The 16,261-nt window shown below is 49.5% G+C and carries 9 protein-coding genes, 1 other RNA gene and 1 pseudogene; 5 read left to right on the top strand and 6 right to left on the bottom strand.

The features are described from left to right. The first annotated feature begins 41 nt into the window (after positions 1 to 41). Positions 42 to 1,559 (top strand): peptide MFS transporter, encoded by a 1,518-nt coding sequence (locus BN102_RS08480; protein ID WP_036787906.1) that lies wholly within the window; start codon positions 42 to 44, stop codon positions 1,557 to 1,559. A 22-nt stretch (positions 1,560 to 1,581) separates the two neighbouring features. Here BN102_RS08480 and BN102_RS08475 read toward each other — a convergent pair whose 3' ends face one another. The 3 genes from BN102_RS08475 to BN102_RS08465 all read right to left on the bottom strand — a co-directional run bounded on the left by BN102_RS08475 (position 1,582) and on the right by BN102_RS08465 (position 4,477). Next, positions 1,582 to 1,803 carry a hypothetical protein gene (locus tag BN102_RS08475; RefSeq protein WP_019208699.1) on the bottom strand — a complete coding sequence of 74 codons (222 nt, stop codon included), beginning with the start codon at positions 1,801 to 1,803 and terminating at the stop codon, positions 1,582 to 1,584. A gap of 280 nt (positions 1,804 to 2,083) precedes the next feature. Next, on the bottom strand, positions 2,084 to 3,355 hold the full coding sequence (locus BN102_RS10580) for a methyl-accepting chemotaxis protein (RefSeq protein ID WP_083867230.1): 1,272 nt from the start codon (positions 3,353 to 3,355) through the stop codon (positions 2,084 to 2,086). 39 nt (positions 3,356 to 3,394) lie between these two features. Next, positions 3,395 to 4,477 (bottom strand): OmpA family protein, encoded by a 1,083-nt coding sequence (locus BN102_RS08465; RefSeq protein ID WP_245545376.1) that lies wholly within the window; start codon positions 4,475 to 4,477, stop codon positions 3,395 to 3,397. A gap of 249 nt (positions 4,478 to 4,726) precedes the next feature. On the opposite strand from BN102_RS08465, the pseudogene BN102_RS08460 reads away from it, so the two are divergent. Next, positions 4,727 to 5,461 (top strand): annotated as a pseudogene (locus tag BN102_RS08460) (response regulator); the annotation flags it as partial. 168 nt (positions 5,462 to 5,629) lie between these two features. Then, positions 5,630 to 6,508 carry a hypothetical protein gene (locus BN102_RS08455; RefSeq protein WP_019208695.1) on the top strand — a complete coding sequence of 293 codons (879 nt, stop codon included), beginning with the start codon at positions 5,630 to 5,632 and terminating at the stop codon, positions 6,506 to 6,508. 450 nt (positions 6,509 to 6,958) lie between these two features. Here BN102_RS08455 and BN102_RS08450 read toward each other — a convergent pair whose 3' ends face one another. Beyond that, a complete protein-coding gene (locus BN102_RS08450) occupies positions 6,959 to 8,476 on the bottom strand; it encodes a RagB/SusD family nutrient uptake outer membrane protein (RefSeq protein ID WP_036787807.1) in 1,518 nt (505 codons plus the stop codon). A gap of 20 nt (positions 8,477 to 8,496) precedes the next feature. Continuing rightward, positions 8,497 to 11,733, bottom strand: a complete 3,237-nt coding sequence (locus BN102_RS08445) for a SusC/RagA family TonB-linked outer membrane protein (protein ID WP_036787803.1) — start codon at positions 11,731 to 11,733, stop codon at positions 8,497 to 8,499. A 503-nt stretch (positions 11,734 to 12,236) separates the two neighbouring features. Here BN102_RS08445 and BN102_RS08440 point away from each other — a divergent pair. Beyond that, positions 12,237 to 13,574, top strand: coding sequence for a DNA recombination protein RmuC (locus BN102_RS08440; RefSeq protein ID WP_019208692.1), 1,338 nt, complete (start codon positions 12,237 to 12,239; stop codon positions 13,572 to 13,574). 43 nt (positions 13,575 to 13,617) lie between these two features. On the opposite strand, the gene rnpB is transcribed toward BN102_RS08440, so the two are convergent. Then, positions 13,618 to 13,997, bottom strand: an RNA gene (gene rnpB, locus BN102_RS10590) — RNase P RNA component class A. Between the two features lie 288 nt (positions 13,998 to 14,285). Between rnpB and BN102_RS08435 the strand changes: the two genes are divergently transcribed. Further along, positions 14,286 to 15,812, top strand: a complete 1,527-nt coding sequence (locus tag BN102_RS08435; protein ID WP_036787800.1) for a trypsin-like peptidase domain-containing protein — start codon at positions 14,286 to 14,288, stop codon at positions 15,810 to 15,812. Positions 15,813 to 16,261 lie beyond the last annotated feature (449 nt).

Here is a 16,261-nt window from a genome sequence, read left to right as displayed (position 1 = left end):
TTGCATACGAAAAATATTATAAACAATTTAAAGGATCTATTATGTTTGAAGGACAGCCTAAAGGCCTTTTTGCTTTAGCATTGGCCAACACGGGAGAGCGTTTCGGCTATTATACGATGATCGCCGTATTTGCTCTATTCCTACGAGCTAATTTCGGCTTATCCGCCGGAACAGCCGGCCTGATTTACAGTACTTTTTTGGCATTAGTTTATCTTTCTCCGTTCTTCGGTGGCATTCTGGCCGACAAATACGGTTACGGGAAGATGGTGACCATCGGCATCGTCGTGATGTTCTTCGGTTATCTGTTTCTCTCCATTCCGCTGGGCGGCAATCTGTTCGCGCTGGGTTGCATGCTGGCCGCTCTCTTGTTGATCAGTATCGGAACGGGCTTGTTTAAAGGAAACTTGCAGGTGATGGTCGGTAATTTGTATGATGATCCGGCGCTGGCTCCCAAGCGTGACTCAGCTTTCTCTATCTTTTACATGGCCATCAATATCGGTGCCCTCTTCGCTCCGACGGCCGCCGTGAAGATCAAGGAATGGGCGGAAACGAGCTTGGGTTTTTCTTCCAACGATGCTTACCACTTCTCGTTTGCCGTGGCCTGTCTTTCTTTGGTTCTTTCTATTGCTATCTATTATGCATTCCGCTATTCGTTCCGCCACGTGGAAGAGAGCGTACAATCGTCGGTAGCATCTTCCAAACACGAAGAAGAACTTTCTCCCGCAGATACCAAGGCACGCATTATCGCACTCTGTCTGGTATTTGCCGTCGTCATCTTCTTTTGGATGTCTTTCCATCAGAACGGGCTGACCTTGACTTATTTCGCCGATGAATTTACGCAGAAGACGTCTGCCGGCGTACAAAGCATGGCGTTCGATGTCGTTAATCTCGTAATGATTATCTTCATCATCTATGCATTGTTTTCGCTTTTTCAAAGTAAAACGGCTAAGGGCAAGAGCATTTCCGTAGCGGTTATTATTACGGCGCTCGCCATGCTTTATTATAAGTATCTCCATATCGGCGGCGAGGTTGCCGTAAGTGCCCCCATCTTCCAGCACTTCAATCCGTTCTACGTGGTCGCCCTTACCCCAGTGAGTATGGCTATTTTCGGAGCGCTTGCCAGGAAGGGTAAAGAGCCGTCGGCTCCCCGTAAAATCGCTTACGGTATGTTGGTAGCAGGGTCGGCTTATTTGTTGATGATGGTGGCATCGATGGGATTGAATACGCCGGATGCGCAGAAACTGGCCGGCGACGAAGGTACGTTCATCTCCGCCAATTGGCTGATCGGGACGTATTTGATCCTTACTTTCGGGGAATTGCTGTTGAGCCCGATGGGCATCTCATTTGTGTCGAAGGTCGCTCCGCCGAAGTACAAAGGCGTGATGATGGGCGGATGGTTTGTGGCCACTGCGGCCGGTAACATGTTAGTCAGCGTGGGCGGATTCCTTTGGGGCGGCCTGCCGTTGTGGTCGGTTTGGCTGGTATTCATCATCCTCTGTCTGCTTTCGGCGCTCTTTATGTTCTGCATGATGAAGCGCTTAGAAAAAGTAGCGAAGTAACCGAGTATGTCCGAAAGTTCTTTCAGTTTTTTTCTGCCATGCTGCCCTTCCGACAAGTTCCGTTCAGGGTAAGCAGATGGCATGCGGTGTAACGTAGTATGCAATACGTTGCTGACAGAGAGGTCTCCGTTTCGCTCATGGCAAAGATTTCCGTGCGGAAATCCTCGGTGGCGCGGCATACCTTGTCGGGGGATTGTGCGGAGAGGATCATCTCCAATTTGGGTGATTGCGTCAGTCGTTCCATAATATCGTGAGTTAAAATTCTATCATTGCTGTTTTCTGTTAATTGGTTTATGACTTTCGTTATGTAATCGTGCCTTTTGCACCCCACCCGTGGGGTGTCTCGATAGGTCACTCGTGGGGTACCGAAGCCGTAACTCCGTTGCGACAAAAGGCGTTGTTTTGTTGCTTTATTTATAGCGTTTCCGAGCCCTCGATAGCTGATGCTTTTATCTCTCCTCCCGCCGCTCTGTGGGCGGGAGGAGAGGTTTTTATTGTCTTGTCATCGCATATAAGCAAAGGACTTACTTACGAACTGGGCGGATTTCCATTCCAAAATGTCTGAAAGTAGCTCTCTCGCCTTCACCAAGGGTTGTTACCGAGAAGAACTCAAAGAAAAAAGTATAACGTTCTCCGCGGTGAGATTTCATCCAATAGTATCCTTGTTTGCCTACATCATCTTTTTGTTTGCGGTCTGCCATTCCGTTGAATGGTAGGAATATTGAATTCTTATTAGGGCCAGTGTAGACACGGCCTTGAACTTCGTCTATGGTCTTCCACTCCTTTTTGCAATATTTATACAACTCCACGAATTGTGCAATCTCAGGCGTGCTCCATTCAGCTCCAAGATTTACAGTGGCAGCATCGTCTTCTGGGTCAAGGGTTATCTTACCGTCGCCGATGAAGTTCCCCTCGGAATCATACCAGCTGTATTCTTTCTTACCATCATCTATTGTATATTTGGTGTAATCGTACATTTTGGTTCCTGAATACTTAGTGTTGGTGGAAGTATACTCCAGTTTAGGCTTAGTATCACTCCAAGCGTAGTAGTAGCCCATCTCTGAAGGTTTAGTTGCTCCAAGATTGAAGCTAGCCCACTTGGTGCCACTGGGCAGACCAAGATCTATAGCTTCTGGAGTGGCAACAGGCCAATTTGCAGGATCGTTGGGATCTATTCCGCCTCCACCTCCACCGTTGCCGATCTTCTCCTTCAGTTCCTCGAGCTTCTGGATAATCTGCGCAAGGGCTGCGGCTGCATCGGCGTTGCCGCTGTTCACGGCAGCTACAAGGCTGTTGATGGCGGCCGTAGTGTTGTTGATGGCTTCGACGATGCCGGCCTGTCCCGTGCCGAGCGCCTCAATCTGCGCCTTCATCGTATTAAGGGCGGCAACCACGGCGTCGAACTTGTCGCTGTAGTCCGGCATCGCCTTGATGGCGGCTTCGATGAGACCGAGCTTCGCCTCGAGCGAGAGGGTCTGCGCCTTCATCGCCGCCTCGATGGCCGCGAGCTTGGTCTCAAGCGTAGTGTTCACGGAGTTGAGCACGTCGATGATGGCCTGCAGCTTGGTCTGCTGGTCGGCATGCATCTTGTCGATGGCCGAGGTGAGTTTCCCGATGGCTTCTTCGTTTTTCAACGAGCCGTTGTTAATGGCCTCTACCACCTTGGTGAAGTCGTTGATGACCGACACGTTCATCGTGTAATTGATCTCAGGTGCGTCCTCCTGACATGAGGTGAAGAACGCGGGTGTTGCCAACAGCATGGCGATGGCAAGCAGAATGGATTGAATTCGTTTCATTTTACTATTGTTTTAATGGGTTGTTTACTTTGTTGTTGCTTACTTTTCCACCTTTATGGTTACCCTGCGCCCTTCGGCGGCAGGCTTGCCGTTGCGCTCGCCGATAGCTGTCTGCGGGTTCAGGTCGGCCCTGTCGAAGCCTTCCTTCACGAGTGCCTCAACCACACGGGCCAGGCGACGCCCGGAGAGCTGCTGGTTGTAGCCGTCCGCGCCCGGCGTGCTGGCCTCGGCCACGAGGGTGAGCCTATGGCCGCGTACGCTGCGGGCAAAGGCTTTGAGGTGTTCGGCTTCCTCGCGGCTCATATAAGAGCTGTTGTGGGCAAACTGCACGAAGTGCGAGGGCTGCACCGTGGCGGGAGGCTCTGCTTGTCTCTCTTCACAGTCGGTCAGGCGGCGTTGCAGTTCTGCCTGCTGCTGTTCTGCCCGTTGGCGTTCTGCCGCTTCGCGTTCGGCGCGTGCCTTTTCCGTCGCCACGTCCCGTTGCAGGGCGTTCACGCGGTCGTTGAGCGCGGAGAGCTCGCCTTCGTAATAGGCCCGCTGCACCTTGGCACGGCTCGCCACGAAGTTGTAGCGCACGGTGGCAAGGGCGAGGATGAGGTTCTTCGGGGCGATGTCCTTGCGGTTCATCAGCCAATCCATTTCGCCTTTCAGCCCGACGGTGAAGCGGCGACTCACGTCGGCCTCGATGTGGAGCGAGGCAGGAATGTAGAGTTTGTTGAACTTCTCGTGGCGGTTCGTCGTGCGCACATTGCCCGTGACGGTTATCTCCGAGCCGTTGCCGATGGTCGTACCGTCGCCGATAGGTGTGGTCTGCCCGCCCTGCGTCTGCGTATTGCTGATGTAGACGCCGTACTCGTTGCCCTTGGCGAAGGTGTAGCCTACGCCCGTGCCCACCCAGATGTTCAGCCACTGCGCACCGCGGCGGGGCCACAGCTCCATGAAGTTGAAGCCTAAGCCGAGCTTGGCGTTGTGGTAGTTCATCAGGTAGTTGCCGTACGCCTTGACGGGCGTCGTCTTGGTGTCGAGCACGGAGAAGCGCTGCTCGCGGCGGTAGCGCGACCAAAGATACTCGGCGCCCACGCGCACCCAGGGGCGGATGGTGAAGTCCACGCCGCCACCCATGGCGGGCGACTGTTGGTAACTGCGTTTGGCATCGAGGTTCTGATACCAAACATCGTTGGCCCACGACAGTCCGCCCTGGGCGTAGATGCTCCAGGTGCGGGTGTGCAGTTCGCTGTTTTGGTCTCGCGGCGGCTGTGTTCCGCCCCTGTCAGCGGTCTGCGCCTGTGTGCCGACGGCTACGGTTGCGGAGAACAGGACGCTGAGACCCACTCGTGCCCATCGGCCGCTGAGCGGCGGGATGAGCGGTTCGGTTCGCTCTTTGCTGACCGCTATGCCGTTTCCTATGCCGCCAACGGCAAGGAAGGAATGGAGAAGGCGCTCGACCTTGTGCCTGACCTTATTATCACCGACCTGATGATGCCAGGCATGGACGGTCTGGAAGTGTGCCGGCAGGTGCGTGGAAACGAAATCGTCAACCATATTCCCATCATCGTCGTTACGGCGAAGATTACCGAGGAAGAACGAATCAAAGGATTGGAGGCAGGGGCCGATGCCTATCTCTCCAAGCCGTTCAGTGCCGACGAGCTGCGCACAAGAGTGGAGAAACTGTTAGACGGCAGACGGTTGTTGCGTGAGAAATTCGCACAAATGATGACAACACATCAGGACGACGAAAAGGAGGTGATCCCGCAAAGGAGTGCCGCCGACCTGCGTTTCCTTGCCAAGGTGTCGGATGTCATATACCTTCAGCTCAACCGAGGAAAGGAAGTGGAGGTATCGCAGATTGCATCGGCTATGTGCATGAGCAGCCGGCAGTTCTATCGCAAGATAAATGCCCTCACGAACGACACCCCAACCGTATATATCCAGCGAGTCAAAATCAAGAAAGCCAAGAGCCTGCTTGACGGAGACGCACAAATGAGCTTCGGAGAGATTGTCGACAGATGCGGATTCAACGACTACTCCAATTTCGTGCGAACGTTCAAGAACGCCTACGGAGTCACACCCACGGAGTACAGGCGGGGGAATGCCGCGAACGTGTAAGCCACCATATCCCTCCATCATAGACTGCAATAACGGAAATTATATCGACAAGAAGGAGCGGAGTATGCCTTTGGGTATGCTCCGCTCGTTTTGTTCTGTCTTTGTATCCGGCCACTTCTATCCATATCGACGCCACAAGTACGCAGTTATCTCATTACCTCGCCGGCGATGATCTTCATGATGTTGCCACAGACACTGCCCACGGGGGCGCAGATCGAGGTGAAGTACACCGACGTGCTGACCAACACGCCGCGTACGCTCACGACTTTTATCGCCGGTAGCATATGGACGATGGGGAAGACTGTGACCTACCGGATTTCCACGAGCAGCATCGTGATGGCCTCCACGCTGGAGGTGACGGGCCCGGAGGAGTACCTCTACAAGGGAGGCAGGAAGACCTACACCGTGAAAAGCTATGCCTCCGTATCGGGCGGTGGGAGCACGACGAACGTACCCATCGCCTGGGAAGCAGAGTTCTCCGAAGACGGGGAAGTGAATTGGAGCGCGAACTCGCCCGCATGGCTCACCGACTTTACCAAAGAAGGAAGCGGCAACACGGTACTAACCCCCTTTATCAACTACTTGGGTAACAGTATTACAGACCCGTATATCTACAACGACCCGGACTGTCGTCCGTACGGATGTAAGCTGATATGGCAGGGCGAGAAGGACTTAATGACGGATGTGGCGCTGTCGGCCGACCAGGCCTACTCGGAGTTCAGCGTCAATCGAACCACCATCCACCAGGGCAATGCTGTTGTGGCGGTGTACAATAGCCATAACATCGTGATGTGGAGCTGGTATATTTGGGTGACGGACTACAAACTGGGTATGGGACTGAAGATCATTACCAATTTTCAGCACCACAACTACAAGCTGATGCCCGTCAACCTGGGATGGTGTGACGTGAGAGAGGTGATTTACGCCGAACGCAGCGTACAGGTACGCTTCATACAGAAACCTACGGCAGGGTACACGCCGGCAGCAACAAAGACATTTACCTTGAAGCAGAAGGAGTATAAACCCAAGGAAGTCGGAAACACCTGAGTTTCAACTCGGGCTTCGTGCTCCCACTGAATAGCGATGGTCGGAGCATGGGTTTCGCAATAAGACCGATACAAGAATAAAAGGGAGCGAACCATGAAAGTACTGAAGACAACATACGTATGCGGCAGGTTAGAAGATACGCATGTCTCTATTTGTTCATGAGATAGGCATCTCGGCGAGGGAGGGGAGAAGATGAACGGATTTCGATCTCCCGGGTAACTCGGGATCGGTCTACCGTCGGCGTTCGATGGCGAAATATCCGGGAGGATGTGAATGTTTTGATATACCTTCAGTTCTGTAGTACGGTTTAGCGACAGATTGAACGATATCTTGTTCCCGTCGAGCGGATCGGCAAAAAGCCGTTTCGGCACCGACTCATCGGCCGAAACGGCTTTCCATATTTGCAGATCACCGAACGATTGCCCTCTGCGAAATAAATGTTTTATCCTGTTACAGCGGATTTTGTTCCAACAAGGGGTTGCAGTTCCTTTCTTGTTCGGGAATCGCCCATTGCCAGCGGTTGTCATCGGCATTCACTTCGAGCACGAGGCAAGCTGTTTCGTCGAAATTCGAATTGCTGCGGTCTACCGGCAACCCCAACCGTTTGTGATCTAACCAATTGAAGCCTTCGCCCCACAATTCCACCCAGCGGCTGTTCATGATTTCGGCAATCAGTGCATCGCCGGTGTTTCCTTTCGCAACGTATGCAGGGTCGCGGGTAACTTGAAAACGGGTAAAAATTTCTTGTGCTTCCGCATACTTCTCTGCTCGTGCAAGGGCTTCGGCTTTCATCAGATAGAGCTCGGCCAAGCGCATGAACGCATAGTCGCCTACGGCATTACTGGTGTGGCGCGCCGTGAATTTGCGATTCTGATATTTGCGTTTCACAAAGCTCGACTTAGGTGTTTGAGCATTGCCCGTAGGGTCCCACCAGCAACGGCGCGTATCGGTTTCGCTCATCGTGTCGTACAAGTTGGAATTGATGCATTTCACCGCCTGTCTGATGGCCGACGAGTTGAAATTCCAGCTCATGTAAGCGTAGAACGAGTAGAAGTAGATGGTTTGATCGTCTTTGGTCATGGCTCCCCATATCATTTCGCCCGCAGTCGAAATATCTGCGAAGAGCGAAGTGGTAGGGCACGATTCGATTTGTTCCGGTGTGAAGAGCTTGACGCCTTTTTTCTCGGAGAAAGCAATGGCCTTGTCAGCGTAATCAGCCGCTTCGGCGTAGTTCTGCATGGCCAGCGCTACGCGGGCTTTGAGGCCGCAGATCGAGGCGTAGTTGAAGTGGTTGGGCTCGTCCACCTTCAGGCTAATGCCATCTATCAGTTGGATGGCTTCGTCCAAATCTTTGTTCACCTGGTCGTACACCTCTTTCACCGTATTACGTGCCATCGGCTCGTTGACAGGCGTCGTGCGATAGGGTACGCCCAAGTTATCGTTGGTTTGGCCGGCTACATACCTTTTTCCGTAGCACTGTACCAGCATGAAATGGCTGTGTGCGCGGAAAGTGAGGGCTTCGGCCTTTACCTGTTTGTATAAATCGCCGCCTGTTTGCTGGAACTTATCGACCGATTTGAGTATTTGATTAGCGTTTAGAATGCGCATGTAGTATACCTGCCAGGGGATGCGTATGTACGACGATTTGATGTTACCCTGCGCCGTCCACCGTTGCAGATCGCGGTGCCAGCCGTTTGTCTTGGTATTGAATTCCAAATCGTCGCTTTGCGTGTCGCGCGCCATGCCGAAACCGGGTTCTCCGCCCATGCCTTGTGAACTGCCGTCTTGCGAAATCAGTTTGCGTTGAATGCCGTTAACGGCCAAATAGAGATTTTCCAAAGATTCCGAAACCACATCTTCGCTGATGGCATTGGTTGGTCCCGTTTCTAAGAAATCGTCGCTGCAGCCGGTCATTGAGAGTGCGACTACCGCCATGAATATAAAGATTATATGTTTTAACTTATTCATAATATCGTTTTTTTAATGGTTCAGAATGTAATATTGATGCCCATCGTAAAGGTACGCGACGGATAATAACTGTTGTATATCATACCGTTGAAGGTTGCCTGAGCGTCTAATCCCTGCATGTGATTCAGCTGGAACAAATTCTCGCCGCTCACCGATATCCTACACGATTGCAGCCCGACTTTCAATACATTCAAGGTCGTGCGCGGGATGGAATAAGCCAGCGAAACGGAACGCAGCGACAAGTAATCCCCGCTCATCAGCCAACGGGTCGACGAGGAGGCGTCATTACTGGTGGTGTTCGAAGAGTCGAGGCGGGGAATGTCGGTCACATCGCCGGTCTTTCTCCATGCTTTCAGCATATCGGGATGCCAGGCATCGCCGAACGCCGAGCTCATCAACCCCGAATAGGCCGTATTGTAAATGTCGGACCCCAATTTATATGAGAAAATAGCGGCGAAGTCGAAGTGTTTGTAGGAAGCTGCCAGGTTGAAACCGCCCTGCATCTTGGGTACGGCCGAGCCGCTGTAGTCGTACTTCGCCAGATTTACGTTCGAGGTATATTTCACGCCATTCTTCTCGTAGCAAGTTTTTTCGTTCCACGCGTTTGTTTCGTCGAACAGATATACGGGGTCTCCGTTGTCGGGATTTACGCCTTTGTATTGTCTGAGCCAGAACTCATAGACCGAGCGTCCTTCCATGTATTTCTTGGTACCGCTCACAATGCCTTGTTCGCGCAGGTCGTCGGGCAATCTCTTGATCTCGTTGTGCAGGAAGGTGGCGTTGCCGCCTATCGACAGGTTAAAGTCGGCCGACCTTACGAGCTGGTAATTCAAATCGATTTCCAAGCCGGAATTGCTCACCTTTCCGATATTGGCCTTGATCGAAGAGACGCCTATCGAATAGGCTGTAGGAACCTCGAAGAGCAAACTCTTGGAATCTTTGCGGAAATATTCGATGGTACCCGTCAAGCGGTCGAACAAACTGAAGTCGACAGCGATATCGGACGAGATTTGTGTCTCCCACTTTAGGTTGGGATTGCCGTAAGAAGCGAAGTAGATGCCTGCTTCGTCCTTATTATTGATTCCCGAGTTGTAAAGGGTTTTGTACTGATAGTAGTAGTCGGTTTCATCCGGATCACCGATATCGTCGTTCCCCGTTTCTCCGTACGAAGCGCGTATCTTGAGGCTGTTTACCCACGCTATGTTTTTTATGAAGTTTTCCTGATCGATGCGCCAGCTGGCTCCGAACGACCAGAAATCACCCCAGCGACTCTCTTTCGCGAAGCGCGAGGTGCCGTCGTGTCGATAGGAGAACGAGGCGTAGTATCTATCGGCATAATTGTAATTGACACGCGCCAAATACCCTTCTTTGCGGTACTCGTCAGTATACGAATTCATCGAATTGATGTTCACCATGTTGGCGAATTCGTAGGCACCACCGTCCAAAATCACAGTGTTCTTCATACCTCTGAAGTAATTATAAGTATATTTATAGCTTTCGTGGCCCGCCAGCAAGTCGAACTGGTGATTGCCGAAATTGTTGACATACTTCAGCAACTGGTTGAACGTAACGATAGTAGATCGCGTAGAAGCCTTCTGCAAGCGTCCCGAAGGGGCACCGTCGCCTACGTGGGTATTCTCCCACTTGCTGGAACGATAGTCGTTGCTGTTCAACGTAGCGTTCAACGAAGCGGTGAATCCTTTAAACAGGTTGAAGTCGGCATACGCCTTGCCTTGCATCATGTTGCGGGAGAACTCGGGTAGATTCCAGTAAGCTTCGGCCAGTGCGTCACGGCCGGTGGAGAAAGTGCGTGCATGGCCTTTGCCGTCGCCTTCGTAGTCATATTGTTTATTGCCCAAAGCATCCAACCAATATTCGCCCGGCTGGTGGGTGATGACTTTACCGTCGGGCAGCACCTCTTCGGTTTCTTCCAGATAGTGTTTGTGAACAGGGAAGATAGTGGGGATGAAGCGTATCCAGCGTGAAAGGTTGGAGTAGCTGGAGTTGCTGTCTCTGTCCGAAGAGTTGGTGTTCGAATTTACTTTCGTGGCGCCTATGTTTATGCCTGCCTTGAACCAGCTCACCGGATATACGTTTAAATTAGCCCGTCCGGAAAAACGCTCATAGTTCGTGTTTACTTGCGATCCCAGTTCTTTCAGATAACCCAGCGAAGCGTAGCTGTCGCTCTTTTCTCCCTTGTTAGAGAGCGACACATTGTACTCTTGCCTCACGCCCGTACGGTAGACGGCGTCTTCCCAATCCATATCGTCAGCCCAGAGATAGGTAGTGGCGGCAGGATTCCAAGAACCGTCGGGGCGTACCAGGTCGTTATTTTTTACGCCGGCATAAATGTTGTAGCCACCGAAGTTATCTATCAGGTTGTCTGTAGCCATCTGCGCAGCGGTGGCTTCGTCCTTGCCGCTACCGTTGATATAACTGTTCTTGAGCATTTCCCAACCTATGAGATAGGTTTCCTTGGGGTTTGCTTTCTTGTATTCTTTAATAGCACGTCCGGAAATGCCTAACTTGGTATCGAAGGTCACCGTCGTTTTATTAGCGCCTTTTGCGCTCTTGGTGGTAATCAGCACTACGCCATTGCCCGCCGACGACCCGTAGAGGGCGGTGGAAGCGGCATCTTTCAGGATAGTCATCGATTCAATGTCATTAGGGTTGAGGTCACCCATCGCTCCGTTATAAATTGCACCGTCTACGACGTAAAGAGGTGCCGAGCTGCCGTTTATGGAGCCGAAACCACGAATACGCAGTGACGGACTTGAACCGGGCTGACCGGAAGCAGAAGTGACTTGCACCCCCGGGGCGTTACCCTCTATGGCAGACATTACGTTGGTTAAGGTGCGTTTTTCAAGCGCTTTCTCGCCGACGACTGAAGCCGAACCGGTGAACGAACTTTTCTTTGCTGTGCCGTAGGCAACGACAATCACTTCGTCGATCAGTTTCGAGTCTATTGACAAGACCGTCGTCTGCTCCTTATCCGAAATAGGTATCTCTTGCGTAATCATACCTACATAAGATATTTGCAGTAACTTGGCGCCGGCCGGAATGTTATGGATGACATAACGCCCGTCGATATCGGTAATAGTACCCAACGAAGTGCCTTTTATCAATATGGAAGCTCCCATGATGGGTTCGTTGTCTTCAGCAGAAATAATTACGCCTGTTACTTTGGAAACCTGAGCCATTGTAATCCCTATACTCAAGCATAGGAGTGCAAAAAATACTTTTGATTTCTTAATCATAAAATTTCTCTTTAAAGTTAAACAAATCAATTCTATCAAGTGAACTCTCGTTTATCATGATTCGACATACATGCCCTACCTGGCAGCGTATTCATTCGAAATACGGTACAGAACGAAGCGTCGATTTAAGGTCCTGAAAAATATATGCGATGTTTTTTCAGTATCGGTTTAGGGAAAAGCAGATGCATAAGCATTGCTTATTTCATTGCAAAAATTGAAAAAAAATAATACATATACAATCTTTTTCTACTTTATTTTATCGACAGTGATAAAAAAGCAGATTGGAGACCTTTGCAAGCGATGCGAGTTTTTGGACAATGCATCGCTTATTCAACGTCCTCGAGAGCATCCGTGGAAATAAGTTCCCGTTTTCGGAATGATACATGCCTTCGTTTCTTTTTATTATATGTATTATTTCGATGGGATCAAATTAGCCGGATTGAAATTTGTTTCGTAAATTTAGGGCGCAAAAGTAAGCAATATCATTAGATACTGAAAAGAATATGACTGTCATTTATGTTTTTCTGGGGATCGCTGCAGGAGTCTTGATTGGCTTCTTAGTAGCTCGCAGCAAAGATGTTTCGGAGAAAACCTTATTGATTTCCAAACGGGATGTACTGCAGGAAAGAACAGATGTGCTACAAGAACAGCTCAAAGGACTGCGAGTCGACAATGAAAAGAAAATAGCCGAATTAAAAGCGCAATACGACTCGACAATTAAAACCTTGGAGGAAAACAATGAAAAACAGCTGAAACAACATTCCACCCTCATCCGCGAACAGATCAATACGGCTTCGGAAGAAATCTTGAAGAAACGATCGGAGGAATTGTCATCCACCAATAAGGCTCAATTGGCGGAGATACTGAACCCTTTACAGGAGAATCTGAAACAGATGAAAGAAGCGGTGGAAAAAAGCGACAGGGAACAAACCTCCAAGATGGAACGATTGGACGCTTCGATCTTAGCCAATTTGAAACAAGCTCGAGAAATAGGCGATAGAGCCGATAAACTGGCTCAAGCATTAACCAATGAAAACAAAACGCAGGGAAACTTCGGAGAATTGAAGCTGAGAACTTTGTTGGAGAACATGAATTTGGAAGAGGGAATACAGTTTGAAGAACAAGTGACCATAAAGGACGATAAAGGCAATGCCATTTATGAAGAAGAAAACGGACGTCGCATGATTCCGGACGTGATTCTGCACTTTCCCGAAAATAGGGATGTGATCATCGATTCGAAAATGTCATTGAAAGCTTTTGAGGAATATTATCGTGCCGAAACGGATGAACAAAAGAGCATGGCCTTGAAGAACCATATCGCATCTGTCAGAAACCACGCTAAGGAGTTGGCCCATAAGAATTATAACAGTTATTTGGCAAATGGACATCGTAAATTGGATTTCGTGCTGATGTACATCTACAGTGAAGGCGCTTTGCAACTAGCTTTGACCAATGATCCCGGACTTTGGAAAGAAGCGTACGACAACGGGGTGGTCATTTCTGGCAGCCAAAACCTATATATGATGCTCCGCGTATTGGAAATGACCTGGCGTCAAGTCAGACAGGCGGAGAATCAGGAAGAAATCATGAAAACCGCCAATGAATTAATTAACAGGGTACAGCTTTTTTACGAACGTTTTTTAGACGTGGAAGATCAATTCAGAAAGACGAATCAGGCTTTTGAAAAACTGAAAACGTCGACTTCTCCTACGGGTACAAGCATTATTACATCGGCTAACAAGTTATTGAAATACGGAGCGCAAGAGAATTCCAAGCGAAAGGTAAGACTACCTAAGGCGACGGACGACGACCTCTTGCTCGAAGATACAGAAACGGAATGAAGAGTTTTTCATCTGCTCTCTATAAAAGGATGGAAAACAATGAAAAAACAGTTGGCCGATAAGCCGGGTTCTGTGTCTTCCCGAAAGAAGCATCTACCATTTATCTACACCCGATGTCACCATCAGGCTCAAGCGGTCTACCCTCCGGCATGGGACGAGCAGCCCTCATTGACGCCGGTATACATGACCTTACAACTCCTAAGATGTACAGCCCGATATGTCGCCACACGGCTGGTAAGCTCTTACCTCACCTTCTCACCCTTACTTTGCAGTATTCACGGCAAACCGGGAATAAAACGAAGCGGTTGTTTTCTTCTACACGACTCTACCATCACTGATAGCTTTCTGTTAGGAAGTAGGATGCTCTGTGTTGCCCGGACTTTCCTCTTCTACTTATGTATCAGCGGTAGACTGGCCAACTGTTTCTGATTGCAAATATACGGAATAATTTAGTAGTTTTCTCAAACTCCCCTTTATTTCTTTTATTATATACAAACCGGAGTGACACCATTGAAGAGAAAGTTGACATTGTTGTCATTAACGGTTGTAAAAATGTCATTTGTGCGGTTAAGCGTTGTTAAGTTAGAGAGAACTTTGTTAAAAGAGAAAAAAATTAAAGGCAATATCACATCAACGTACGAAAATTGCGCTTATATTAGCGTTTGAAAGTTAAAACAGGATAGAAATTAACAAATTAATGGAATATAAGTTATGAAAAAAGTATCTAAGTTGATTGTAGGGATTGGCGCTATCGCTATTTTAAGTGCGGCGATAGGTGGTTTTACTGCAACGGCCTTTATGAACGAGACCAATAAGGATAAAGTGGAATTCAGTGAAGTTTTTCAGCAAAATGCAAAACTCGCTTCGTTCGACGGCATAAGTGCACAACCCGTCGATTTGACCGAAGCAGCGGAATTATCCATCAATGCAGTAGTGCATATCAAATCTACACAGGAGTCGAAAACTCAACGCGTACGGATACGAAATCCTTTCGAGGACTTTTTCGGTGATATCTTCGGACAAGGCGGCGGACAGGAACGGGAATATCGCACGCCTGAAAGAGTTGGTATCGGTTCGGGCGTAATCATTTCGAAAGACGGGTACATCGTAACCAATAACCATGTGGTGGAAGGCGCCGATGTGATCAGCGTGCGGCTGAACGACGACAGGGAATTCAAAGGACGTGTCATCGGTACAGACCCGAGTACGGATTTGGCATTGGTCAAGATCGAAGCGGACGATCTTCCTACCTTAAAGATTGGCGATTCGGATGCGTTGAAAGTCGGCGAATGGGTATTGGCTGTCGGTAATCCTTTTAATTTGACCTCGACGGTTACCGCAGGTATCGTAAGCGCCAAAGCCCGTACGCTCGGGGTCTACAGCAACCAATCTGTCAGTGGCGTAGAGTCATTCATTCAAACTGACGCAGCCATCAACCAAGGGAACAGCGGTGGTGCCTTGGTGAATGCTCGCGGTGAATTGGTTGGAATCAATGCGGTGCTTTCTTCGCCGACAGGCGCGTACGCGGGCTACGGTTTCGCTATTCCGACAAGTATTATGACAAAGGTCGTCACGGACTTGAAACAGTACGGTTCGGTACAACGTGCCATGTTAGGCATCAGAGGTTCTTCCGTAAGCGATGAAGGACAACATATGACGGAAGAACAGAAGAAGAAGTTCGACGAACTGGGTTCGAAAGGATACGGCGTATATGTGGGCGAAGTCATTGACGGAGGATCTGCTTCCGGCATATTGAAGGCGGAAGATATCATCCTTGAGCTGGACGGCAAGAAGATCCATAATTTTGCTACGATGCAAGAGATCTTAGCTATGCATCGTCCGGGCGACAATGTTACGCTGAAAATTCTGCGTAATAAGAAGGAACAGACCGTTTCGTTGACACTGAAGAACGAACAGGGGAATACGAAAGTCGTTAAAAATTCGGGTATGGAAATCTTTGGCGCCGCTTTTCGGGAGATTCCGGATAACTTGAAGAAACAGTTGAATCTGGCCTACGGCCTGGAAGTTACGGGTGTCAGCGACGGCAAGATGGCCGATGCAGGTATGCGCAAGGGATTCATTATCTTAAAAGCCAATTTACAGCCAATGAAGAGTGTAGGCGATTTGGAATCGGCATTGAAGGCCGCTCAACAAACTCCGGAGCAGACGTTGTTTATCAGCGGTATGTATCCGTCGGGCAAGCGCATGAACTATGCTATCGATTTGAATCAGGAATAGAGTGAGAAAGTGATCGTTCCGAAGGGAAAGAGATGTACGAATTCTTTTGTGCATCTCTTTTCGTTATGCATGACGGACGAGCGTGAAAAGCAGTTTTTAGTATCATCGGGTGAGAAGCAAAGGACAAATCGAAAATTCGATCCCACGGTGTCCGGAATACTTCAGATAGAATCGACGGGGTTAAAGATCTCACCGTTGACGTTCGAGATAGATCCGTTTACGTAAGGGAACCTAAAAAATGACGTTCCGAACCTCGTCGTTGACGTCCGGAATAGATATGTTTAGGTTGGTTGACGTAAACGTTTAGGTTTGCGACGTCAATAACGGGATAAATGACCTAAATGGAGGTATCCCGGACGTCAACGGATAGGTTGATCGACGTCGATGTTCAGGTTGGGAGACCTCATCGTCCCGCTGTATTCCGTCGGGAAAATCTAATGACATTTGAG

It is taken from the genome of Phocaeicola abscessus CCUG 55929, assembly GCF_000312445.1.
Taxonomy (GTDB): Bacteria; Bacteroidota; Bacteroidia; order Bacteroidales; family Bacteroidaceae; genus Phocaeicola; species Phocaeicola abscessus.
The sequence above is the reverse complement of the archived record's forward strand: the minus strand, read 5'-3'. Positions and strand labels throughout refer to the sequence as shown.